Raw genomic sequence first — 17,697 nt, forward strand, 5'->3', positions numbered from 1 at the left:
CTAACTATCTATCGCAAAATGCGCTCGATTCCAGGGCGATGGACGAGTTCGAATCAGTGTTGCCGCAGCAGATCGGCGATCTCGCGGTCCCACTCGGCGTCCCGTCGGCCGTCGTAGCGGAAGCGCATCAAGTGATAGGCACCGATGAGAACCGATGCCACGAGCACCCAGCTGCCGATGGTGTTGAAAATGGATGCGGCGACGACATCCGACGAGGTCAGGGGGCGCATACTCAGATCGCCGCTGTTGTCGACCCAGATCTGCGTGGTGGTCCCGGCAGGCGATCCGGTGTCGACGCTGACGCGTCCGGTGTGCTCGACGCCTCGGTAGACCCAGCGTGAGTCGACGGCAGTTGCGGCTGCGCCGGATGCGCCGAGCTCGGTGGATACGGCGGGCACGGATTCCGCAACGGCCGTCGTGGTCGCGGTGACCTGGTGAATCGAATTCTTCTGGTCTTCGAGTCGCTGCTGTTGGTCGGAGTGGGCGGTGGCACCGATCCACAGCGACACCGGAACCATGAGTATCAGCAGTGCGGTCACCCAGCGCTTGATGCGCGCCTGACGAACGTCGCAGTCGCGGAGCAAAGGGTTGGGATTGCCGGCGAAGGCGGATCGTCCCGAACTGTCCTGCCCGGTGAGTTTGCGGCGCATGATGGTCCCCACTACCTCGATATGATCCGACCGACCTCTCCACGATGGCGACGCGACCTGCGAGTATCAAGCGATAGGGGTCAGCGTCACATGTGACTTGCGCTGTGACGAGATTGTCGGTGGAGGTCTGCGATGGTTGTCGGTCGGGTTCGGCGGGCTCGTGCAGCCGCGCTGGTGGCGGGTGCGGTGACCGTGGTCGGTGCGGCGGCGGGGTCGATGCCCGTGCAGCGTGTGGCCAAGCCTCTGATCGTCCCGGCGCTGGCGAGCGGGCTCGATCCGGCGCGAGATCGGGTGCTCCTGGCGGGTCTTGCGGCGGCCACGGTCGGCGATGTTCTGTTGATCGACCCCGACGACGACTCCGCTCTGGAATGGGGCGCGCGTGCGTTCGCGGTGATGCAGGGCAGTTATACGTATCTGCTGCTCCGTCGGGGTGCGCGTCCGACGCTGCTCGACGCCGCTCCGCGATACGCCGGATGGGCAGTCGCATCGACGCTTCTGGCCAGGCGGCAGCCCGCGGTGGCGTCGACCCTGGCCGGCTACGGTGCGGTGCTCGCGACCACGTCGACCCTGTCTGCGCGTTCGGTCTCGCGCGGCGGCGATCGCAGGCTGATCATCGGCGGTGTTCTGTTCACCGTCTCCGACGCGCTGATCGTGTTCAGACGGCTCTTTCTGACCGAGGACCGTCGGCGGCGCGCCGCGGAAGCGGTCATCCTCTCGACCTATGTGGCGGCGCAGGTCCTACTCGTCGAGGCCCTGGCTTCGAGGTAGAAGCAGTACCCGCTCGCGGTGGGCAGGGTCGACGCGAACGGCGATGACGGTGCCCGGCTCGAATCGTGAGCTGTCCGAACGTGGAATGTCGTAGACGATCTTGCCGAAGTAGCTGCCCGAGCCCGGCACGGTGAATTCGAGATCCAACTCGGCGGTGTCGTCGTCGATCCGGCGGATGGCATCGACCGTCGCCCACCCCTCCACGCCGTGTTCGATCAGTTCCTTCTGCTCACGTGTGGGGCGTCCGGCGATCAGCATGGCCAGTCCGAGAGCTGCGCCGAATCCGGCGACCAGGGCTGCCAACTGATACGGAAGCGTTCCCGGTGGGGTGCGGTCCCTCAACCAACCGATCCAGATCGCCAGCACAAGGGCGTAGCCGATCGTCACGACGACGACGGATCGCACGATTCTCGCGTTGTTCACTTCGGTGCTCCTACGCCGCCGAAAGCGGCCGTTGGATATTCGACGATAGGGGGTTACCGGTAAGTAGGGTTACATGTACGGTGATCGATGTGACTCGACCAACTGTCTTCATCTCAGGCGCAGCTGCCGGTATCGGCCGCGCGACGGCCCTCAAGTTCGCCGCCAGTGGCTACCTCGTCGGTGCCTACGACATCGACGAGACCGGCTTGGCATCGCTCGGCAAGGAAGCTGCCTCGCTCAGCGGCCGTGTGGTCACCGGCATCTTGGATGTAACCAACTCCGACCAGTGGGAAACCCGGTTGAAGGAGTTCGTCTCCGAGGGCGACGGTCGACTCGACATTCTGATCAACAACGCCGGAATCCTCGCCGCGGGCGCTTTCGAGGACATGCCGCTTTCGGTGCACCGCCGTCAGATCGACATCAACGTCAACGGGGTCGTCTACGGCACCCTCGCGGCTTTCCCGTACCTCAAGGACACGGCAGGCGCGCAGGTCGTCAACCTGTGCTCGGCGTCGGCCATCTACGGTCAGCCCGAGTTGGTGACGTACGGCGCAACCAAGTTCGCGGTACGCGGCATCACCGAGGCGTTGGATCTCGAGTGGAGCAAGTACGACATCTCCGTCAAGGCCATGTGGCCGCTGTTCGTCCAGACTGCGATGACCCAGGGCGTGTCGACGGGCACCACGAGTTCGTTGGGTGTCCGGCTCACCGTCAAAGACGTGTCCGACGCGATCTTCGACGCGACCCGGCCGGTGAAGCGTCGGCTGCACAAGGTGCATTTCCCGGTCGGCTTGCCGTCCAAGGCGCTCTCGCTCGGCTCGCGCTTCTCGCCCGCATGGCTCACTCGCGAGGTCAACCGGCGCCTGAGCCACACCTAGAAACTCGTCGCCGAACGATGCCGGCCCTGACGCCGGTATCGTCGGTCTTTCGAGCAATCGGTGTCGAAAGGTGGGTCGGGGTTTCTTCATGCTGAGTACGTGGGGTTCGAGCAGGTTGCGTTCGAGCAGGGCAAGGCGAATGGGTCGGTTTCGAGCCTTGTCGGTGGGAATCGGGGCCGCGGCGCTACTACTCGCCGGTTGCAGCAGTGAGTCCGCTGCCCAGCCGCCGCAGCCGTCGACCACCACTCTCGCGCCGACGACGACCACGGCAACCACCACTCCTGCGCCGGTGACGACGACGGAAGAAGCGCTCCCGCCGCCCCCGCCTCCGGTCGAGCCGCCGCCCACCGCAGAACCGCAGACGACGTACGCCGCCATCGGCGGCACCTTCTACTTCAGTTCCCCCGACGGTCTGTTCCAGTGCGGAATCGTGCCGCTGTCGAACCGCACCGAGGCCGGGTGTCAGGGCACCACCACTCCGGTGCCGCCGCGGCCGGAGGATTGCATGATCAACTGGGGCAACGGTATTCGAGTCACCAATCAAGGGCCGGCGGCCTTCATGTGCTCCGGCGGCGTGGTCTACACCTCGGGTGGGGAAACGATCGATCCGCCGCTCGCGGTCGGGGCGACCATCGCCGAGAACGGATTCACCTGCACGTCCGCCGAGAACGGCATCTCGTGCGTCGACGATGCGACCGGACACGGATTCCGCATCGCACCGGACAGCAACGAAATCTATTGAGCAGCGACAGCACTTCTCCGTCGGACAATGCCGGTCCCACCGAGTGGGGCGAGAACCCCAACGGTGTCGGACCGTGGTCCGACACCCACGTCGAACCACCACCCGACGACCCGCGGTTGGACCCGGAACTGCTCGCAGGCGGTGACCGCCGCAACGTCGTCGACGCCTACCGCTACTGGCGGCGCGAGGCCATCGTCGCCGATATCGACACCCGACGGCATTCGCTGCACGTCGCCATCGAGAACTTCACCAACGACGCCAACATCGGGACGGTGGTGCGCACCGCGAACGCCTTCGCCGCCCAGGCGGTGCACATCGTCGGGCGACGTCGGTGGAACCGCCGCGGTGCCATGGTCACCGACCGCTACCAGCACATCCACCACCACGACACGGTGGAAGCGCTGATGGAATTCGCCGCGGAGCAGGGCCTCGTCGTCGTGGCCGTCGACAACACCCCGGGGTCGGTACCGATCGAGACGGCGGAGTTGCCGCGCGACTGCCTGCTGCTCTTCGGACAAGAGGGACCGGGCGTCACCGACAGTGCCCGCGCATCGGCGTCGATGACCGTATCGATCGCCCAGTTCGGTTCCACCCGCAGTATCAATGCCGGGGTTGCCGCGGGAATTGCCATGCACTCGTGGATTCGGCGGCATGCCGACATCGAGACTGCGTGGTGACACCACCACGGGTTCCGGAACGGTTTCGGGGGCAGTTTCCGGGGCGGGATGTAACGAATCTGCAACGGTAGTGGCAGGATTGCAGGTATGCAGGAGTTGTGGTCGCAGCGTGCGGACGCCGCGGAGGGGGCCGTCGTCGCGCGGCACATGCGTCGGCTCTGGGGGCTACCGGGCACGACGTTGGGAGTCGTCGCCTGGCCACCGGTCCGGAAGGAACGGATGTTCCTGCGCTGGCACTACTGGTGGCAGGCCCACCTGCTCGACTGCGCGGTCGACGCCGCAGATCGCGACCTCACCCCCAAGCGCCGTCGGCGACTGAACAAGATCACCCGAGCGCACCGAACCCGCAACGTCAGCGGGTGGACCAACAACTACTACGACGACATGGCGTGGCTCGGGTTGGCGCTCGAACGGGCGCAGCGGAAGCACTTCGTCGGCAATCGCGGTGGCATCCAGCAGATCGAGATGGAATTGTTCGACGCCTGGGCTCCGGCCGAGGGCGGCGGCATTCCGTGGCGCAAGAAGTCCGACTTCTACAACGCACCCGCCAACGGTCCGGCCGCGATCCTGTTGGCGCGCACCGGTCGGCTGTGGCGTGCCCAGGAGATGGCCGACTGGATGGACCGCACCCTCAGGGACGAGCGCACGGGGCTGATTCTCGACGGAATGCATTCCACTCGCGCACTCGTCGACGCCGGCAAGCCCGGTGAGATGGAACGCGCTGTCTACAGCTACTGCCAGGGCGTCACGTTGGGCCTCGAGACCGAACTCGCAGTTCGGCTCGGCGAACCCAGGCACGCGCAGCGAGTCCACGCTCTGGTCGACGCAGTCGACAACCACCTGACCCGCAACCTCGTCATCACCGGCGGCGGTGGGGGAGACGGCGGCCTGTTCAACCCGATTCTCGCGCGGTACCTGGCGATGGTCGCGGTGAAGCTGCCCGGGGACTCCGACGCCGACGACCGAGCTCGCGAACTCGCAGCTGCGATCGTGCTGAACTCGGCCGAAGCAGCGTGGGAGAACCGCCTCGAAGTGGAAGACAACCCGCTGTTCGGAGCCGACTGGACCCGCGAAGCCCGATTCCCGGGGCAAGGTCTGCACATCGCCAGCTTCACCGAAGGAACGGTCCGACCGTCCGACGTACCCGAGCGAGACCTCTCGGTCCAACTGGGCGGATGGATGCTCATGGAAGCCGCATACCGCGTCGCAGCTGCAGGTTTCTGAGTCGTTCCGCAGGCTCCACTCCTGCCAGGTTTCTAGGGCCGCTACTCCACTACTTCTTCGACCTCGATGGTCTCTTCGGGGCGTGCCATTTCCTTGCGGTACTGCCAGATGCCGAGTCCGGTTCCGACGACCAGCAGCACGACCATGCCGATGAGGACGGCGGGCATCAGCCACGGGATGCCGTCGATGAACGAGCCGAAGTAGAACCCGATCAGCAACAGCACCGGAGCCCAGATGATGGCGCCGAGCGTGCTGGCGATCGTGTACTTGCGGTGATCCATCTTCGCGGCACCGGCGACGAGTGGGCACAGGGTGCGCACCCAGGGGATCCATCGCGCGACCAGCACCGCCCAGAATCCGTGCTTTTCCAGCAGGAGATTGACCTTGTGCAGGTTCTTGGTGTTGAGGTATTTGCCGTTCTTGCGAGCCACCAGCGTCGAGCCCGTGCGGTGACCGATCGAGTACCCCACCTGATTGCCGGCGATGGCGGCGACCATCGCACCGAGCGACAGCGCCCAGATGTGACCGGTGCCCGACGCGTGGGTCGCCATCACGATTCCTGCCGTGATCAGCATCGAATCTCCTGGCAGGAACAATCCGATGATCACCGCGCATTCGATGAACACGAAAGTCATGACGATGATCCACACGACGAGGGGGCCTGCTGTCTCCAGCGGACCGAAACTGCCGACGGCCTGAACGGAGACGGTCGGCAGCGCAGTGGTAATCGACGACATGGACTCGATCACTTTCGGAAGATCTCGATCAGGACTTGGTGTCCGGGGCGTCTGCCTCGATCATGTCGGTGGCCTCCCCGAGCGGAGTCTTGCGGGCCTTGATCATGCGCTTGCCGACCTCGATGACGATGGGCAGTACCGAGACGGCGACGATGAGCAGGAAGATGATGTCGACGTGGTCGCGGATGAACGCGATCTGCCCGAGCAGGTAACCGAGGGTGGTCACACCCGCGCCCCAGAGCACGCCGCCGACGACGTTGTAGGTGAGAAACAGTGAGTACTTCATGTGCGACGCACCGGCGACGACCGGTGCGAACGTACGCACGATCGGCACGAAGCGCGCCAGGATGATGGTGATCGGACCGTGCTTCTCGAAGAAAATGTGCGATTCGTCGATGTACTTCTTCTTGAAGAAGCGCGAATCGTTGCTCTTGAAGAGGGCTGCGCCGCCCTTCGTGCCGATCAGATAGCCGACCTGATCGCCGAGGATTGCCGCAATCGGAATCAGGATCACGAGAGTCCAGATGGACGCGAACGGCTCGATCTCGGTGGACTTCGACGCTGCGATCAAGCCGGCCGTGAAGAGGAGCGAATCGCCTGGGAGCAGCGGAAATAGTAGCCCGGACTCGATGAACACGACCAGCAGCAGCCCGATCAGCACCCAGTGACCGAAGGAGTTGAGCAGGTTCACGGGGTCGAGAAATCCAGGTAACAACGCCAGATTGGTCGTCACCGATTCCGAGGCAGCTAGAAGACTCACCGCGCCCACACTACCGGCCTGAACCGGGAAGTCCCTCCGTAGTTGGTGTCGCCCGGCTGTGAACACGCTGCCCTGTTCGATCTCCCGCGTAATGACGTCAGCGATGCGGGTACGCACGACACCGGGCTCGGAGGTTGCCATACTGCACAGGACACAACCGAACTTTTCAATGGAGGAATGACGCCGTGCCTATCGCAACTCCCGAGGTCTACGCCGAGATGCTGGGCCGGGCGAAGGAACACAAGTTCGCCTTTCCGGCAATCAACTGTGTGGGTTCCGAGTCCATCAACGCCGCCATCAAGGGCTTCGCCGACGCGGGTAGCGACGGCATCATCCAGTTCTCGACCGGTGGAGCCGAGTTCGGCTCGGGACTGGGCATCAAGGACATGGTCGTCGGCGCTGTGGCGCTCGCCGAGTTCGCGCACGTGATCGCCGCCAAGTACGACGTCACCATCGCTCTGCACACCGACCACTGCCCCAAGGACAAGCTGGACACCTACGTTCGGCCGCTCATCGCGATCTCGCAGGAGCGCGTCGACGCAGGCAAGAACCCGCTGTTCCAGTCGCACATGTGGGACGGCTCGGCCATCCCGATCGACGAGAACCTCGAGATCGCCAAGGACCTGCTGGCCCGCGCGGCGGCAGCGAACATCATTCTCGAGGTCGAGATCGGTGTCGTCGGCGGCGAGGAAGACGGCGTCGAGGCGGAGATCAACGACAAGCTCTACACCTCCAACGAGGACTTCCTCAAGACCGTCGAGGCCCTCGGCGCAGGCGACGCAGGCTCGCGCTACCTGCTGGCGGCGACGTTCGGCAACGTGCACGGCGTCTACAAGCCGGGCAACGTCAAGCTCAAGCCGTCGGTGCTGGCGGACGGCCAGAAGGTCGCGTCGGAGAAGCTGGGCCTGGCATCGGGCTCCAAGCCGTTCGACTTCGTCTTCCACGGTGGATCGGGATCGGCGAAGAGCGAGATCGAAGAGGCTCTCGAGTACGGCGTGGTGAAGATGAACGTCGACACCGACACCCAGTACGCGTTCAGCCGTCCCATCGCCGGACACTTCTTCTCCAACTACGACGGCGTTCTGAAGGTCGACGGCGAGGTCGGCAACAAGAAGGCCTACGACCCGCGCAGCTACCTCAAGAAGGCAGAGGCCGGCATGACCGCCCGCGTCGTCGAGGCCTGCAACGACCTCAAGTCCGCCGGACGCAGCGTATCCGCAGGCTGAGCGGGCAAACCCGCATGTGCGCGGAAACTCGTAGCAGGCTACGTGTTGAGTCCGGGGACATATGAGACACGAGATGTCCAGGGACATGTGACACACGGGCTGTGGTGATGCTGCGGGGCACTGTGACCGGCTATGGAGTAATCCATGGCCAGAACGGATGCCCGGATGAACCTGCTCGACGCCACCTTGACCGCATGGATCATCGAAGGAGCTGACGTCTTCGACGCCCGAGGCCTGTTAGGCTTCTGCGCCGATCACGGGCTCTCGCGCAGTACCGCCAACCGTCACGCCGCCCGGATCCGCGAACGGGGCCGGTGGGAACTCGAGTCCCGCCGGCCCCGCTCGAGCCCGATACGCACCGCCGACGCTGTCGAAGCCCGCATCATCGCACTCCGGACAGAACTGGGCCGCGACAACGGAGCCGACAACATCCGCTACGAGCTGACAAAGATTGCTGCCGAACACGATTGGGACGGCAAGGGCTGGAAGATCCCGGCCAGATCGACCATCAACAACATCCTCACCCGCCACGGCCTGGTGACCCCGGAGCCGAAGAAACGACCCAAGTCGTCCTACCGCCGATTCCAATACGCCCGGCCCCGCGACTGCTATCAGATCGACGCCACCGAAGTCGTGCTCGCCGGCGGCGGCAAAGCCACCGTCTTCGAAGTTCTCGACGACTGCACCCGCACCCTCGTCGCGACCTACGTCTGCCACGCCGAAACCACCGCCGGTGCCATCGCCGCCGTCGGTAAGGCCTTCACCGACTACGGGGTGCCCGCAATCGTGTTGTCCGACAACGGAATGGCGTTCTCCGCAATGGCATCGAAGGGTCGCTCGAAGTTCGGTGCATTCGTCAGCTCCTCTGGTGCCCGGCTCATTCATTCGAGCCCGTACCACCCGCAGACCAACGGCAAAGTCGAACGCCACCACCGCACCTTCAAAGAGTGGCTCACCGACCAACCCACCCGGCCGGGCACCACCGCTCAACTACAGACATCGTGCAACCGGTACCAGAAGTTCTACAACACCGACCGCCGCCACAGTGCCGTGAACATGCCCCCGCAGCAGGCCTGGAACCGAGCTGAAACGCTCGGCGGCCCGCAGCATCTACCCGCCCAGGTCGATGCCTCCGTCGGCACCCACTTGGTCTCCGACTCCGGCGTGATCGCCGTCGGCGATCACAAGATTTCCGTCGGACGACCCCACGCCTACACCCGCGTGACCGTCCTACGCGACGGAAACCACATCACCGCCTACAAGGCCAGCGGAGAAGTCCTCGGCCACCTGCACCTGAACATCGACAAGCTCTACCAAGGACAACTCCACCGCCCCACAGCCTAAAATCGTGTCTCACATGTATCGAGACACCCGTGTCCCACATGTATCAAGACAGCACACGTAGCAGGCTACGAGTTTCCGCGCACATGCAGCGTCAGCTGCACACCTTCCACTGATCGCCCTCGAGGCGCAGGTCGAAGGTGCGCGGCGATCGATCGTTCGGATTGGCCTCGGTGTGCGCGATGACCTGGGCGATCGCGGTGGTGTCGTCGCCGACCTGGATGGCGTCGATGCTGTCGAGGGTCGGGATGTTGCCCTGCTCGGCCGAGACGCGGTGGACATCGGTGAATTCCGCGTCCGGGATGTCTCGGTAGAACGTCGCGAGGTCACCGCACGAGGTACTGCGCAGCGTGGCGAGGTCGCCGTCGGCCAATGCGCGGGTGAACGACTCGACGGTCGTTCTGATCCGGGCCTCCGGGGAGTCGTCGACGCTCGTGCGGTCGATCAGCAGATACGCACCGGCTGCGATTGCCGCGACCACGACAACTACAGCCACCAGCGCCGCCCACCACTTCTTCCGACTCGGTTTGCCGGGTTCCGTCGGCGGGTGTCCGACGCGCTGGGGACCGACCTGCTTCGGTCTCGGTTGCTGCGGCTCGATCTTCCTCGGCCCGACCGGCGGGGGCCCGGAGGCTGCTGAGTTTTTCTCTGCCGCAACATCTTTCGCTGGAGCGCCGGACGGGTTTCGCGGCGGGATACGACGCGGGGCTGCAGTCGGCTTCGCGACCGGCTTCGATTCCGCTGCTGCCGGTTCCTCGGCTGGGGCAGTGACGATCTTCTCGGTCGGAGTCTCGGCGGGCTCGTCGATCTGCTTCTTCTTGCCCAGGTCGATCTTCTCGGTGTCTGCGTCGGCCTCGGAGGGCGCCTTCTTCTTCTCGTCCGGCATGCGTTCTCCCTCGTTCACCGAATTCATCCGAGAACTCGGAGGTTCTCGATTTCGTCAGCTGGCAGCCTATCGACCGGGTGTGCCGCTCGCCGCGAGCGCCACCGGGGGTGTTCGGACACGATTCGGTGACGTAAGGGCACAATGAGCGCCATGACTTCTTTCGGTGATCTGCTCGGACCCCAACCCACACTGTTGCCCGGAGACGACGAGGCCGAATCCGCGCTGCTGAACCACGAAGCGCCCGAGGCCGTCGCGGCGGCGCATCCGACGGCGTCCATCGCGTGGGCCTACCTGGCCGAGGCCGCCCTCGAGTCCGGTGCCACCATCACGGCGTACGCCTATGCTCGTACCGGTTACCACCGAGGTCTGGACCAGTTGCGTCGTAACGGATGGAAGGGATTCGGGCCGGTCCCGTACAGCCATGAGCCCAACCGAGGATTCCTCCGATGCGTCGCAGTCCTCGCCAAAGCGGCCCGCGACATCAACGAGCACGACGAGTACGCCCGCTGCCTCGACCTCCTCGAAGACTGTGACCCCAAGGCAGCAGAAGCGCTCGGCCTGGGCTGACCGGGCCCGCGCCAGCCGGGTGCGCGGCCGAACCCGAGTGAATTCGGGCAGCGCTCGGCTGAAGTTGTCGCTGCTGCCCATCATTCAGTGCGCGTTGGCGGCAGGTGTGGCGTGGTTCGTCGCGACGGACATCGTCGGTCACGAGAGCCCGTTCTTCGCGCCGATCGCCGCTGTAGTCTCACTGGGCGTCTCGCTCGGTGCGCGGGTGCGCCGATCGGCCGAGCTCGTCGTCGGAGTGACGGTGGGCATCGGCATCGGAGATCTGCTGATCTCACTGATCGGCAGCGGTCCGTGGCAGATCGCTCTTGTCGTGGTGTTGGCGATGTCGGCTGCGGTGTTCCTCGACGGCGGCCCGATCATCGCGATGCAGGCCGGATCGTCCGCCGTGCTGGTCGCGACACTCATTCCACCCGGCAACATGGGTGGCCCCAACCGCATGGTCGACGCGTTGGTCGGTGGTCTGGTGGGCATCGCGATCGTGGCGTTGATCCCGACGCATCCGGTGTGGCGAGCCCGTAAGGATGCGGCGAGCGTGTTGGCGACGGCTGCAAGCGTGTTGCAGAAGGTGGCCGACGGTTTGGTGGCCAACGATCCCAAACCGATCGAGGAGGCGTTGCGCAAGGCGCGTGCGACGCAGTCCGGTATCGATGCTCTGCGGACCGACCTCAAGGGCGGCCGGGAGATCGCGCGAATCTCTCCGATGTACTGGAATCACCGCAATCGTCTTGCGGCGCTCGCGGCTACGGCCGATCCCATCGACAACGCCGTCCGCAATATCCGGGTGCTCGCGCGCCGGTCGCTGACGTTGGTGCGCGACGACGAGATCCTCGATCCGCGTGTCGTCGACGAGGTGGAGAAGTTGGCGCATGCGGTGGAGGTGTTGCGGCAGATGATCCTCGCCGATCCGGGACGGAAGCCCGACGCGGCAGAAGCGGCGCGAGTGTTGAGGTCGGTTGCGGCCGGTGCCAAGCCGGAGTTGATCTCGAACGCCGGTCTGTCGGCGACGGTGGTGTTGGCGCAGTTGCGATCGATCATCGTCGACTTGCTGCAGGTCGCCGGGCTCAAGCGTATTTCTGCCTTGGCGACACTTCCGCCGACGGTGGACCATCCGCACGTCCCGCCGGAGTTGTGACCCGAGCGCACCATTGCATATATGCGTATGTACGCATATGGTGACTTCCGGAAGTCGACATCGGTCACCAGGGGGAGTCATGGGCGCGGGTCACGGGCACAGCCACGGCGTGGGCGGTCACTCGCCCGCAGGTGCGGGGCCGCCCAGGTCTCGGGTGCGCAAGATGGTCGTCGCGCTCGTGGTCCTGGTGGTGTTCCTCGTCGTCGAGGCAACCGTCGCCTTGGCTATCGGGTCGCTCGGCCTGCTCGCCGATGCCGGCCACATGCTCACCGATGTGCTCGGCATGTCGATGGGTCTGATCGCATTGATGCTCGCTCGCAAGGGAAGTGCCGCAGCGGCAAGAACATTCGGCTGGCATCGGGCAGAAGTGTTGACCGCCATCGCAAATGCCGTTCTGTTGCTCGGTGTTGCGGCGTTCATCATGTACGAGGCGATTTCACGCATCGGCGACGCTCCTGAAATCCCCGGCGTACCACTGATTCTCACCGCGACGGCCGGTCTCGCGGCCAACATTGTCGTGATGCTGCTCATTCGCGGCGACGCCAAGGATTCCCTGGCCGTCCGCGGTGCGTACATGGAGGTTCTGGCCGATGCGGTCGGTAGTGTCGGCGTGCTCGTGGCCGGCGTGCTGATGGTCGTGTTCGGGTGGACGTGGGCGGACATCGTCGTCGGCGTCCTGATCTCGCTGTGGGTCATTCCGCGTGCGATCAAGCTCGCCGGGTCGGCGCTGCGCATCCTCACCCAGGCGAGCCCGGCAAATGTCGACGTCGACGCGCTGACCGGCGACCTGAGTGCGCTACCGGGCGTGACGGGGGTGCACGACCTGCACGTGTGGACGCTCACCACCGGAATGGATGTGGCCACGGTGCACCTCGAGTGCGAGGGGTCGTCGTCGATGGTGCTCGATCGTGCCAAGTCGCTGCTGTCCGGCTACGGCCTCGACCACGCCACGGTGCAGGTCGAACCCGCCGCGCAAGGCCGAACCTGCAAGGAAGAGCTCACCTGGTGACGGTGTGTACGTCGGAGCCGGGACGCCACACGTCGATCTGCATGTGATCGTCCACCAGCGAGGTCAGTACGACCTCGGTGATGTCGAGATCGAACACGTGATAGGGCACCAGCTCGCCCGGCGCGGCGTCGAATATCGGTTGCAGCACAGCAGGATCGGTGATTTCGACGGCACGCCCGCCGATCTTCGCGTCCCCGCCCTCCATCGAATGGTGACCCGGATTGCTGTGCAGCGCGAACCGTCCGTCGCGCTGCAGATCTCGAGCTTTGACGGCACCGAGCATCGAGCCGAGACGCAGTACGCCGCTGTCGTCGAACTCGACCTCGGTTCCGCTGACGCGCGGTGAGCCGTCCACCCGGAGCGTCGCGAGTACATGGTGCTTGTGGGCGGTGAATCTGGCGCGCACCGCCGAAGCCAGGCTCGGTGCTGCCGTCGAGAAGTCGTTCCACGTCGTCATGGGGAAATTATGCGACCGACCACCGACACAACTGGGAAAGTCTGCACAGAACCTGCCTGCATCGACGGAATCCCGTCGATCGCGCTCGATACCGTGCAATTCTTCCCGCTGCTCCTGGATGAACCAGCCGTCACAGCCAGAATCGCATCAGGTAGTTGCCGTTGCCTGCGAAGAACTCGGGAACACCGGACAGCCCGAACAGGGTGTAGATCGCACCGAAGAACACGGAGTTGACTGCTGGCACGAACAGCAACGCGACGAGAACGAGGATTCCGTAGCCCTTGAACTGGTTCAGCGATGCACGGGTGGCGGGCGAGAGCGAGGGCTCGAGTGCGGCGTAGCCGTCGAGTCCGGGTACCGGAATCAGGTTCAGGATCGTGGCCATGATCTGCAGGAACGCCAGGAAGCTGAGCCCGTACCAGAAGGCCTGATGAGTGCCGTCGGTGCCGAACATGCGAATGACGATCAGGAGTGCTACGGCGACAACGGCATTGGCGAAGGGGCCGGCGAGGGCGATGCGCCGCTGCGTGGACGCCGAGAACTGGCCGGTCCGCAGGTACACGGCCCCGCCCGGAAGTCCGATTCCGCCGATCGCGATGAACACCACCGGCAGGACGATCGAGAGCAGCGGGTGGGTGTACTTCAGCGGGTTGAGCGTCAGATAGCCGCGGAGTTCGACCTCTCGGTCGCCGGCGCGGAATGCGGTGAATGCGTGACCGAATTCGTGCAGGCACACCGAGGCGATCCAGCCGGCCAATACCAGAACGAACACTCCGAGGCGCGCGGTGAACGACGTGACGTCCTCGGCCGTCCACGCGAGTGCGCCGCCCACTCCCGCGATTGCGAGAACGGCAACGAACACCGGGCTCGGCAGAACGGGACTGCGGCGCAGCGGAACGGTCATCGGACCAGTAGCCACTCTTCGTGGTGACGATAGAACGTAGACCGCTTCACCGTTCTGTCGCCGGCGATGCCGTCGCGCATCAGGTCTGCGGCGGGGGAGCCGAGCTGCATCGCCCGTCCGCTCACCCAGCGGCGAGGCAGAAATCGTCGACGGCTGATCACTCGCGCGCGCAGCCCCGGCAGTTCCGGGGTCGGTGCCACCTCGACGCCGGGTACGACTCCGGAGAACAACCGAGTGTCGTCGACGTACGCCTCGCCCTCGAGTTCCGTGCCGCCGGCACCACCGAGGAGCGCCCGACCGACAACGGCCTTGCCTGCGTCGTCGCGAATGAGGGGTGTGCTCGACGCCTTGCCCGTCATTGCCACCTTTGCGGCACGGGATCCGGTTCCGAGCTTGTAGATGTGGGCGGCGTCGGTTGCGGTCTCCGGTACGAACGCGACTTCGACGTGCAGACGATCGGTGCGCATCAATCGGGTCAGTACGGCTGCCAGGGACGCGTCGCTGCCCAGGACGATGATGCGGGGGGCCGGTGCGGATTCGATGTCGGAGAAGATCGCGCTGCAGTCGTCGTCTGTCGGTACTGCATCGGCGGTGCGCAGTGGGACGTCGGTCAGCGTGATCGGCAACGGCGGATTTCCGCAGTGCAGAACGAACGGTGTCACGGCGCTCCTAGATCTTCGTCGAACCCTCGAACGACCATAGTGCCCTCGTTTCGGCTCCACCGTAGCGGCATGCGGGCCAGCTCACCGCCTCGGCTAGACTGTTCCCCCGGCCACTGTCGCGCCTGCGGCAAATGGTGACGGCTGCGTTCGATCGAGCAGTATTTGCAGCGCGTCCTCGCACGAAAGCAACGTAGGAGAGCACATGCCGGCGATAGTCCTGATCGGCGCCCAGTGGGGCGACGAGGGCAAAGGCAAAGCCACCGACCTGTTCGGCGAACGCCTTCAGTGGGTCGTTCGCTACCAGGGCGGCAACAACGCCGGTCACACCGTCGTCCTTCCGAACGGCGACAAGTTCGCGTTGCACCTGATCCCGTCGGGAATTCTCACGCCCGGCGTGAAGAACGTCATCGGCAACGGCGTCGTCGTGGACCCGGGTGTGCTGCTCACCGAACTCGAAGGCCTCGAGAAGCGTGACGTCGATACCACGAACCTGCTGCTCAGTGCCGATGCGCACCTGATCATGCCGTACCACGTCGCCATCGACAAGGTGACCGAACGCTTCCTCGGTGCCAAGAAGATCGGAACCACCGGCCGCGGTATCGGGCCCTGCTATCAGGACAAGATCGCTCGCGTCGGCGTCCGCGCAGCCGATGTGCTCGACGAGAAGATCCTGACCCAAAAGGTCGAGGCCGCACTGGAATTCAAGAACCAGGTGCTCTCGAAGATCTACAACCGGCGGGCGCTGGACTCACAGCAGGTGGTCGACGAGGTGCTCGAGCAGGCCGAGGGCTTCAAGCACCGCATCACCGACACCAGGTTGCAGCTGAACCTCGCACTAGAGAGCGGCGAGACCATCTTGCTCGAGGGGTCGCAGGGCACCCTGCTCGACGTCGACCACGGCACCTATCCTTACGTCACGTCCTCGAACCCGACTGCGGGCGGCGCATCGGTCGGTTCCGGCATCGGCCCCAACAAGATCGGGACCGTCCTCGGCATCCTGAAGGCGTACACGACGCGTGTCGGCTCGGGACCGTTCCCGACGGAGTTGTTCGACAATTACGGTGAGTACTTGGCCAAGCAGGGCGGCGAGGTGGGCGTCACCACCGGGCGTGCTCGACGCACCGGCTGGTTCGACGCCGTCATCGCGCGATACGCCACCCGCGTCAACGGCATCACCGATTACTTCCTGACCAAGCTCGACGTGCTCTCCAGCCTGGACACGGTGCCCATCTGTGTCGCGTACGACGTCGACGGCGTCCGGCACGACGAAATGCCGATGACGCAGACCGGTTTCCATCACGCCAAGCCGATCTACGAAGAGATGCCCGGTTGGTGGGAAGACATCTCCGGTGCCCGCACGTTCGAGGAACTGCCGATCAACGCACAGAACTACGTGCTGCGTCTCGAAGAGCTCTCGGGTGCGTACATGTCGTGCATTGGAGTCGGGCCGGGTCGCGACGAAACCATCGTTCGCCGCGACATTCTGCGGTAATCGGACGATATGCCGTGAAAGCCCCGCACTTTTCGGAGTGCGGGGCTTTTTTGCTCCCATTCTCATGTCACCCGGTCTGCTTATGCGGCACATGGTGGCCGAATTGGGCCAATCTGAGCAAATTTCTATGTCGCAAGCGAGAATTCGAGGGATACTCAACGCTGTGTAAGTAAGGGAGGCGCTGATCATGTCTGCTCCGTACAACGGTCTCGAAGTATTCGCCTATCAATTCGATCGGTTTGCTTACGAACATTCTTGGATCGGTGAGCAGGTTGGGGAATTCATGCTCGGCCCGAGTGGCGGCGGCATGCTCGAGTATCGGCATGCAACGGTATTCGCGCTTCCAGAGGGCGGCGCGCACGAGGTGCACGGACCGATCCTGGAGTGGTACATGGCGCACGGCGGGCCGTACGGTGCCCTCGGCTACCCGATCAGCGACGAACGGCCGACACCGACAGGGTTCGGTCGGTACAGCTTGTTTCAGCGTGGGGCCTTGGGTTGGCTCCCGGACACCGGAGCATTCGTCATCGGTGGTAGGCCGGAAGGGGACGAGGTTTCACCAGGGCCGGATGCGAAAGCAGTGGCGTTGGAATCTGGTGCCGACGCAAGTTCGGCTTTTGCGTGAGTAATTGGACGCCCGGTTTCGAAGCTGGCTAACTTTATTCACTGTTGTTCGGTTTGAGGACCAGTGCGGATGATGCTGTCTGCATTCTTCTTCGTGAAAGAAACCCTGCAAATATCCTCCAAAAAATTTACCCATACATTTTCCAAGAACGTGTAACGCGACTGCCCTATGCTTCGACAACTGGTGCAGTGAATGCAATCGGCATTCACCACCACACCCTCAGAAAAGAGCCGGGGCATGTCCGAGAGCATTCAGAATTCAAACCGTAAGCGTAAGGTCCGCGCATTACTTGCAGGTGGTCTCGTTCTCGGTATCGGGGCGGCGGTGACTTTGGCCGCGTGGTCCGACAACGTGTTCGGCAATGCAGAGTTCGCTTCCGGCGACGAAGCGTGGAACCTTCAAGGAAACTTCGAGACGGGTGCCGCAGTGTGGGACGAGTACGACGTGTCCCCGGGCGGAGGTGTCAATCGCCATGTCGATGTCCCCGCTGGTGGCCAGGTAAAAGTCCCCACCCCGTGTTGATGTTTCCGGTTGTTC

General features: G+C 64.3%; 21 protein-coding genes. 13 read left to right on the forward strand and 8 right to left on the reverse strand.

Annotated elements, in window-relative coordinates:
* Positions 1–53 precede the first annotated feature (53 nt).
* Positions 54–650: an Rv1733c family protein gene (locus tag QM615_RS17870; protein ID WP_269596676.1), complete on the reverse strand. Its 597-nt coding sequence runs from the start codon at positions 648–650 to the stop codon at positions 54–56.
* A gap of 132 nt (positions 651–782) precedes the next feature.
* On the opposite strand from QM615_RS17870, the gene QM615_RS17875 reads away from it, so the two are divergent.
* A complete protein-coding gene (locus tag QM615_RS17875) occupies positions 783–1,418 on the forward strand; it encodes a lysoplasmalogenase family protein (protein WP_269596675.1) in 636 nt (211 codons plus the stop codon).
* On the opposite strand, the gene QM615_RS17880 is transcribed toward QM615_RS17875, so the two are convergent.
* Positions 1,389–1,841, reverse strand: coding sequence for a hypothetical protein (locus tag QM615_RS17880; protein ID WP_068053889.1), 453 nt, complete (start codon positions 1,839–1,841; stop codon positions 1,389–1,391). The two genes, QM615_RS17875 and QM615_RS17880, sit on opposite strands and share 30 nt — an antisense overlap.
* Before the next feature lie 89 nt (positions 1,842–1,930).
* Between QM615_RS17880 and QM615_RS17885 the strand changes: the two genes are divergently transcribed.
* The 4 genes from QM615_RS17885 to QM615_RS17900 all read left to right on the forward strand — a co-directional run bounded on the left by QM615_RS17885 (position 1,931) and on the right by QM615_RS17900 (position 5,362).
* On the forward strand, positions 1,931–2,719 hold the full coding sequence (locus QM615_RS17885; protein ID WP_068053942.1) for an SDR family oxidoreductase: 789 nt from the start codon (positions 1,931–1,933) through the stop codon (positions 2,717–2,719).
* 139 nt (positions 2,720–2,858) lie between these two features.
* Positions 2,859–3,461 (forward strand): DUF6636 domain-containing protein, encoded by a 603-nt coding sequence (locus QM615_RS17890; protein WP_269596674.1) that lies wholly within the window; start codon positions 2,859–2,861, stop codon positions 3,459–3,461.
* Positions 3,458–4,138, forward strand: a complete 681-nt coding sequence (locus tag QM615_RS17895; RefSeq protein ID WP_269596673.1) for a TrmH family RNA methyltransferase — start codon at positions 3,458–3,460, stop codon at positions 4,136–4,138. The genes QM615_RS17890 and QM615_RS17895 overlap by 4 nt, the downstream gene beginning before the upstream one ends.
* Before the next feature lie 87 nt (positions 4,139–4,225).
* On the forward strand, positions 4,226–5,362 hold the full coding sequence (locus QM615_RS17900) for a glycoside hydrolase family 76 protein (RefSeq protein WP_269596672.1): 1,137 nt from the start codon (positions 4,226–4,228) through the stop codon (positions 5,360–5,362).
* A 41-nt stretch (positions 5,363–5,403) separates the two neighbouring features.
* On the opposite strand, the gene QM615_RS17905 is transcribed toward QM615_RS17900, so the two are convergent.
* Entirely contained in the window at positions 5,404–6,099 is a 696-nt protein-coding gene (locus tag QM615_RS17905; RefSeq protein ID WP_068053945.1) for a DedA family protein, read from the reverse strand.
* A gap of 28 nt (positions 6,100–6,127) precedes the next feature.
* On the reverse strand, positions 6,128–6,868 hold the full coding sequence (locus tag QM615_RS17910) for a VTT domain-containing protein (RefSeq protein ID WP_394855338.1): 741 nt from the start codon (positions 6,866–6,868) through the stop codon (positions 6,128–6,130).
* Between the two features lie 176 nt (positions 6,869–7,044).
* Between QM615_RS17910 and fbaA the strand changes: the two genes are divergently transcribed.
* Positions 7,045–8,085: a class II fructose-bisphosphate aldolase gene (fbaA, locus tag QM615_RS17915; RefSeq protein ID WP_068053901.1), complete on the forward strand. Its 1,041-nt coding sequence runs from the start codon at positions 7,045–7,047 to the stop codon at positions 8,083–8,085.
* A gap of 144 nt (positions 8,086–8,229) precedes the next feature.
* Positions 8,230–9,429 (forward strand): DDE-type integrase/transposase/recombinase, encoded by a 1,200-nt coding sequence (locus tag QM615_RS17920; RefSeq protein ID WP_283347696.1) that lies wholly within the window; start codon positions 8,230–8,232, stop codon positions 9,427–9,429.
* A gap of 91 nt (positions 9,430–9,520) precedes the next feature.
* Here the strand turns inward: QM615_RS17920 and QM615_RS17925 are convergent, their stop codons facing one another.
* The gene (locus tag QM615_RS17925; RefSeq protein WP_283347697.1) at positions 9,521–10,312 is read right to left on the reverse strand and encodes an Rv0361 family membrane protein; all 792 of its coding nucleotides are present in this window, start codon (positions 10,310–10,312) and stop codon (positions 9,521–9,523) included.
* A 150-nt stretch (positions 10,313–10,462) separates the two neighbouring features.
* Between QM615_RS17925 and QM615_RS17930 the strand changes: the two genes are divergently transcribed.
* The 3 genes from QM615_RS17930 to QM615_RS17940 all read left to right on the forward strand — a co-directional run bounded on the left by QM615_RS17930 (position 10,463) and on the right by QM615_RS17940 (position 13,020).
* Positions 10,463–10,879, forward strand: coding sequence for a DUF3151 domain-containing protein (locus QM615_RS17930; RefSeq protein WP_068053907.1), 417 nt, complete (start codon positions 10,463–10,465; stop codon positions 10,877–10,879).
* Between the two features lie 37 nt (positions 10,880–10,916).
* Positions 10,917–12,011, forward strand: coding sequence for an FUSC family protein (locus QM615_RS17935; RefSeq protein ID WP_269596849.1), 1,095 nt, complete (start codon positions 10,917–10,919; stop codon positions 12,009–12,011).
* Positions 12,012–12,090: 79 nt separating this feature from the next.
* Entirely contained in the window at positions 12,091–13,020 is a 930-nt protein-coding gene (locus QM615_RS17940; RefSeq protein WP_269596850.1) for a cation diffusion facilitator family transporter, read from the forward strand.
* Here the strand turns inward: QM615_RS17940 and QM615_RS17945 are convergent.
* The 3 genes from QM615_RS17945 to QM615_RS17955 all read right to left on the reverse strand — a co-directional run bounded on the left by QM615_RS17945 (position 13,010) and on the right by QM615_RS17955 (position 15,043).
* Positions 13,010–13,477, reverse strand: coding sequence for a pyridoxamine 5'-phosphate oxidase family protein (locus tag QM615_RS17945; protein WP_068053912.1), 468 nt, complete (start codon positions 13,475–13,477; stop codon positions 13,010–13,012). The two genes, QM615_RS17940 and QM615_RS17945, sit on opposite strands and share 11 nt — an antisense overlap.
* 130 nt (positions 13,478–13,607) lie before the next feature.
* Positions 13,608–14,381 carry a site-2 protease family protein gene (locus tag QM615_RS17950; protein ID WP_269596851.1) on the reverse strand — a complete coding sequence of 258 codons (774 nt, stop codon included), beginning with the start codon at positions 14,379–14,381 and terminating at the stop codon, positions 13,608–13,610.
* On the reverse strand, positions 14,378–15,043 hold the full coding sequence (locus QM615_RS17955) for a hypothetical protein (protein WP_269596852.1): 666 nt from the start codon (positions 15,041–15,043) through the stop codon (positions 14,378–14,380). The genes QM615_RS17950 and QM615_RS17955 overlap by 4 nt, the downstream gene beginning before the upstream one ends.
* A gap of 202 nt (positions 15,044–15,245) precedes the next feature.
* Here QM615_RS17955 and QM615_RS17960 point away from each other — a divergent pair, with 202 nt between their 5' ends.
* The 3 genes from QM615_RS17960 (at position 15,246) to QM615_RS17970 (ending at position 17,682) form a co-directional block, all read left to right on the forward strand.
* On the forward strand, positions 15,246–16,535 hold the full coding sequence (locus tag QM615_RS17960; RefSeq protein WP_283347698.1) for an adenylosuccinate synthase: 1,290 nt from the start codon (positions 15,246–15,248) through the stop codon (positions 16,533–16,535).
* 187 nt (positions 16,536–16,722) lie between these two features.
* The gene (locus QM615_RS17965; protein ID WP_269596853.1) at positions 16,723–17,160 is read left to right on the forward strand and encodes an LGFP repeat-containing protein; all 438 of its coding nucleotides are present in this window, start codon (positions 16,723–16,725) and stop codon (positions 17,158–17,160) included.
* Between the two features lie 237 nt (positions 17,161–17,397).
* Positions 17,398–17,682 carry a SipW-dependent-type signal peptide-containing protein gene (locus QM615_RS17970; RefSeq protein ID WP_283347699.1) on the forward strand — a complete coding sequence of 95 codons (285 nt, stop codon included), beginning with the start codon at positions 17,398–17,400 and terminating at the stop codon, positions 17,680–17,682.
* Positions 17,683–17,697 lie beyond the last annotated feature (15 nt).

The sequence above is a fragment of the Rhodococcus sp. IEGM 1341 genome (assembly GCF_030056895.1).
In the GTDB taxonomy this organism is placed as follows: domain Bacteria; phylum Actinomycetota; class Actinomycetes; order Mycobacteriales; family Mycobacteriaceae; genus Rhodococcoides.

Coding starts and splice junctions, on each gene's coding strand:
- QM615_RS17870 (WP_269596676.1), bottom strand. CDS start 650: ATGCGCCGCAAACTCACCGGGCAGGACAGTTCGGGACGATCCGCCTTC.
- QM615_RS17875 (WP_269596675.1), top strand. CDS start 783: ATGGTTGTCGGTCGGGTTCGGCGGGCTCGTGCAGCCGCGCTGGTGGCG.
- QM615_RS17890 (WP_269596674.1), top strand. CDS start 2,859: ATGGGTCGGTTTCGAGCCTTGTCGGTGGGAATCGGGGCCGCGGCGCTA.
- QM615_RS17900 (WP_269596672.1), top strand. CDS start 4,226: ATGCAGGAGTTGTGGTCGCAGCGTGCGGACGCCGCGGAGGGGGCCGTC.
- QM615_RS17905 (WP_068053945.1), bottom strand. CDS start 6,099: ATGTCGTCGATTACCACTGCGCTGCCGACCGTCTCCGTTCAGGCCGTC.
- QM615_RS17920 (WP_283347696.1), top strand. CDS start 8,230: ATGGCCAGAACGGATGCCCGGATGAACCTGCTCGACGCCACCTTGACC.
- QM615_RS17925 (WP_283347697.1), bottom strand. CDS start 10,312: ATGCCGGACGAGAAGAAGAAGGCGCCCTCCGAGGCCGACGCAGACACC.
- QM615_RS17930 (WP_068053907.1), top strand. CDS start 10,463: ATGACTTCTTTCGGTGATCTGCTCGGACCCCAACCCACACTGTTGCCC.
- QM615_RS17940 (WP_269596850.1), top strand. CDS start 12,091: ATGGGCGCGGGTCACGGGCACAGCCACGGCGTGGGCGGTCACTCGCCC.
- QM615_RS17945 (WP_068053912.1), bottom strand. CDS start 13,477: ATGACGACGTGGAACGACTTCTCGACGGCAGCACCGAGCCTGGCTTCG.
- QM615_RS17950 (WP_269596851.1), bottom strand. CDS start 14,381: ATGACCGTTCCGCTGCGCCGCAGTCCCGTTCTGCCGAGCCCGGTGTTC.
- QM615_RS17960 (WP_283347698.1), top strand. CDS start 15,246: ATGCCGGCGATAGTCCTGATCGGCGCCCAGTGGGGCGACGAGGGCAAA.
- QM615_RS17965 (WP_269596853.1), top strand. CDS start 16,723: ATGTCTGCTCCGTACAACGGTCTCGAAGTATTCGCCTATCAATTCGAT.
- QM615_RS17970 (WP_283347699.1), top strand. CDS start 17,398: ATGTCCGAGAGCATTCAGAATTCAAACCGTAAGCGTAAGGTCCGCGCA.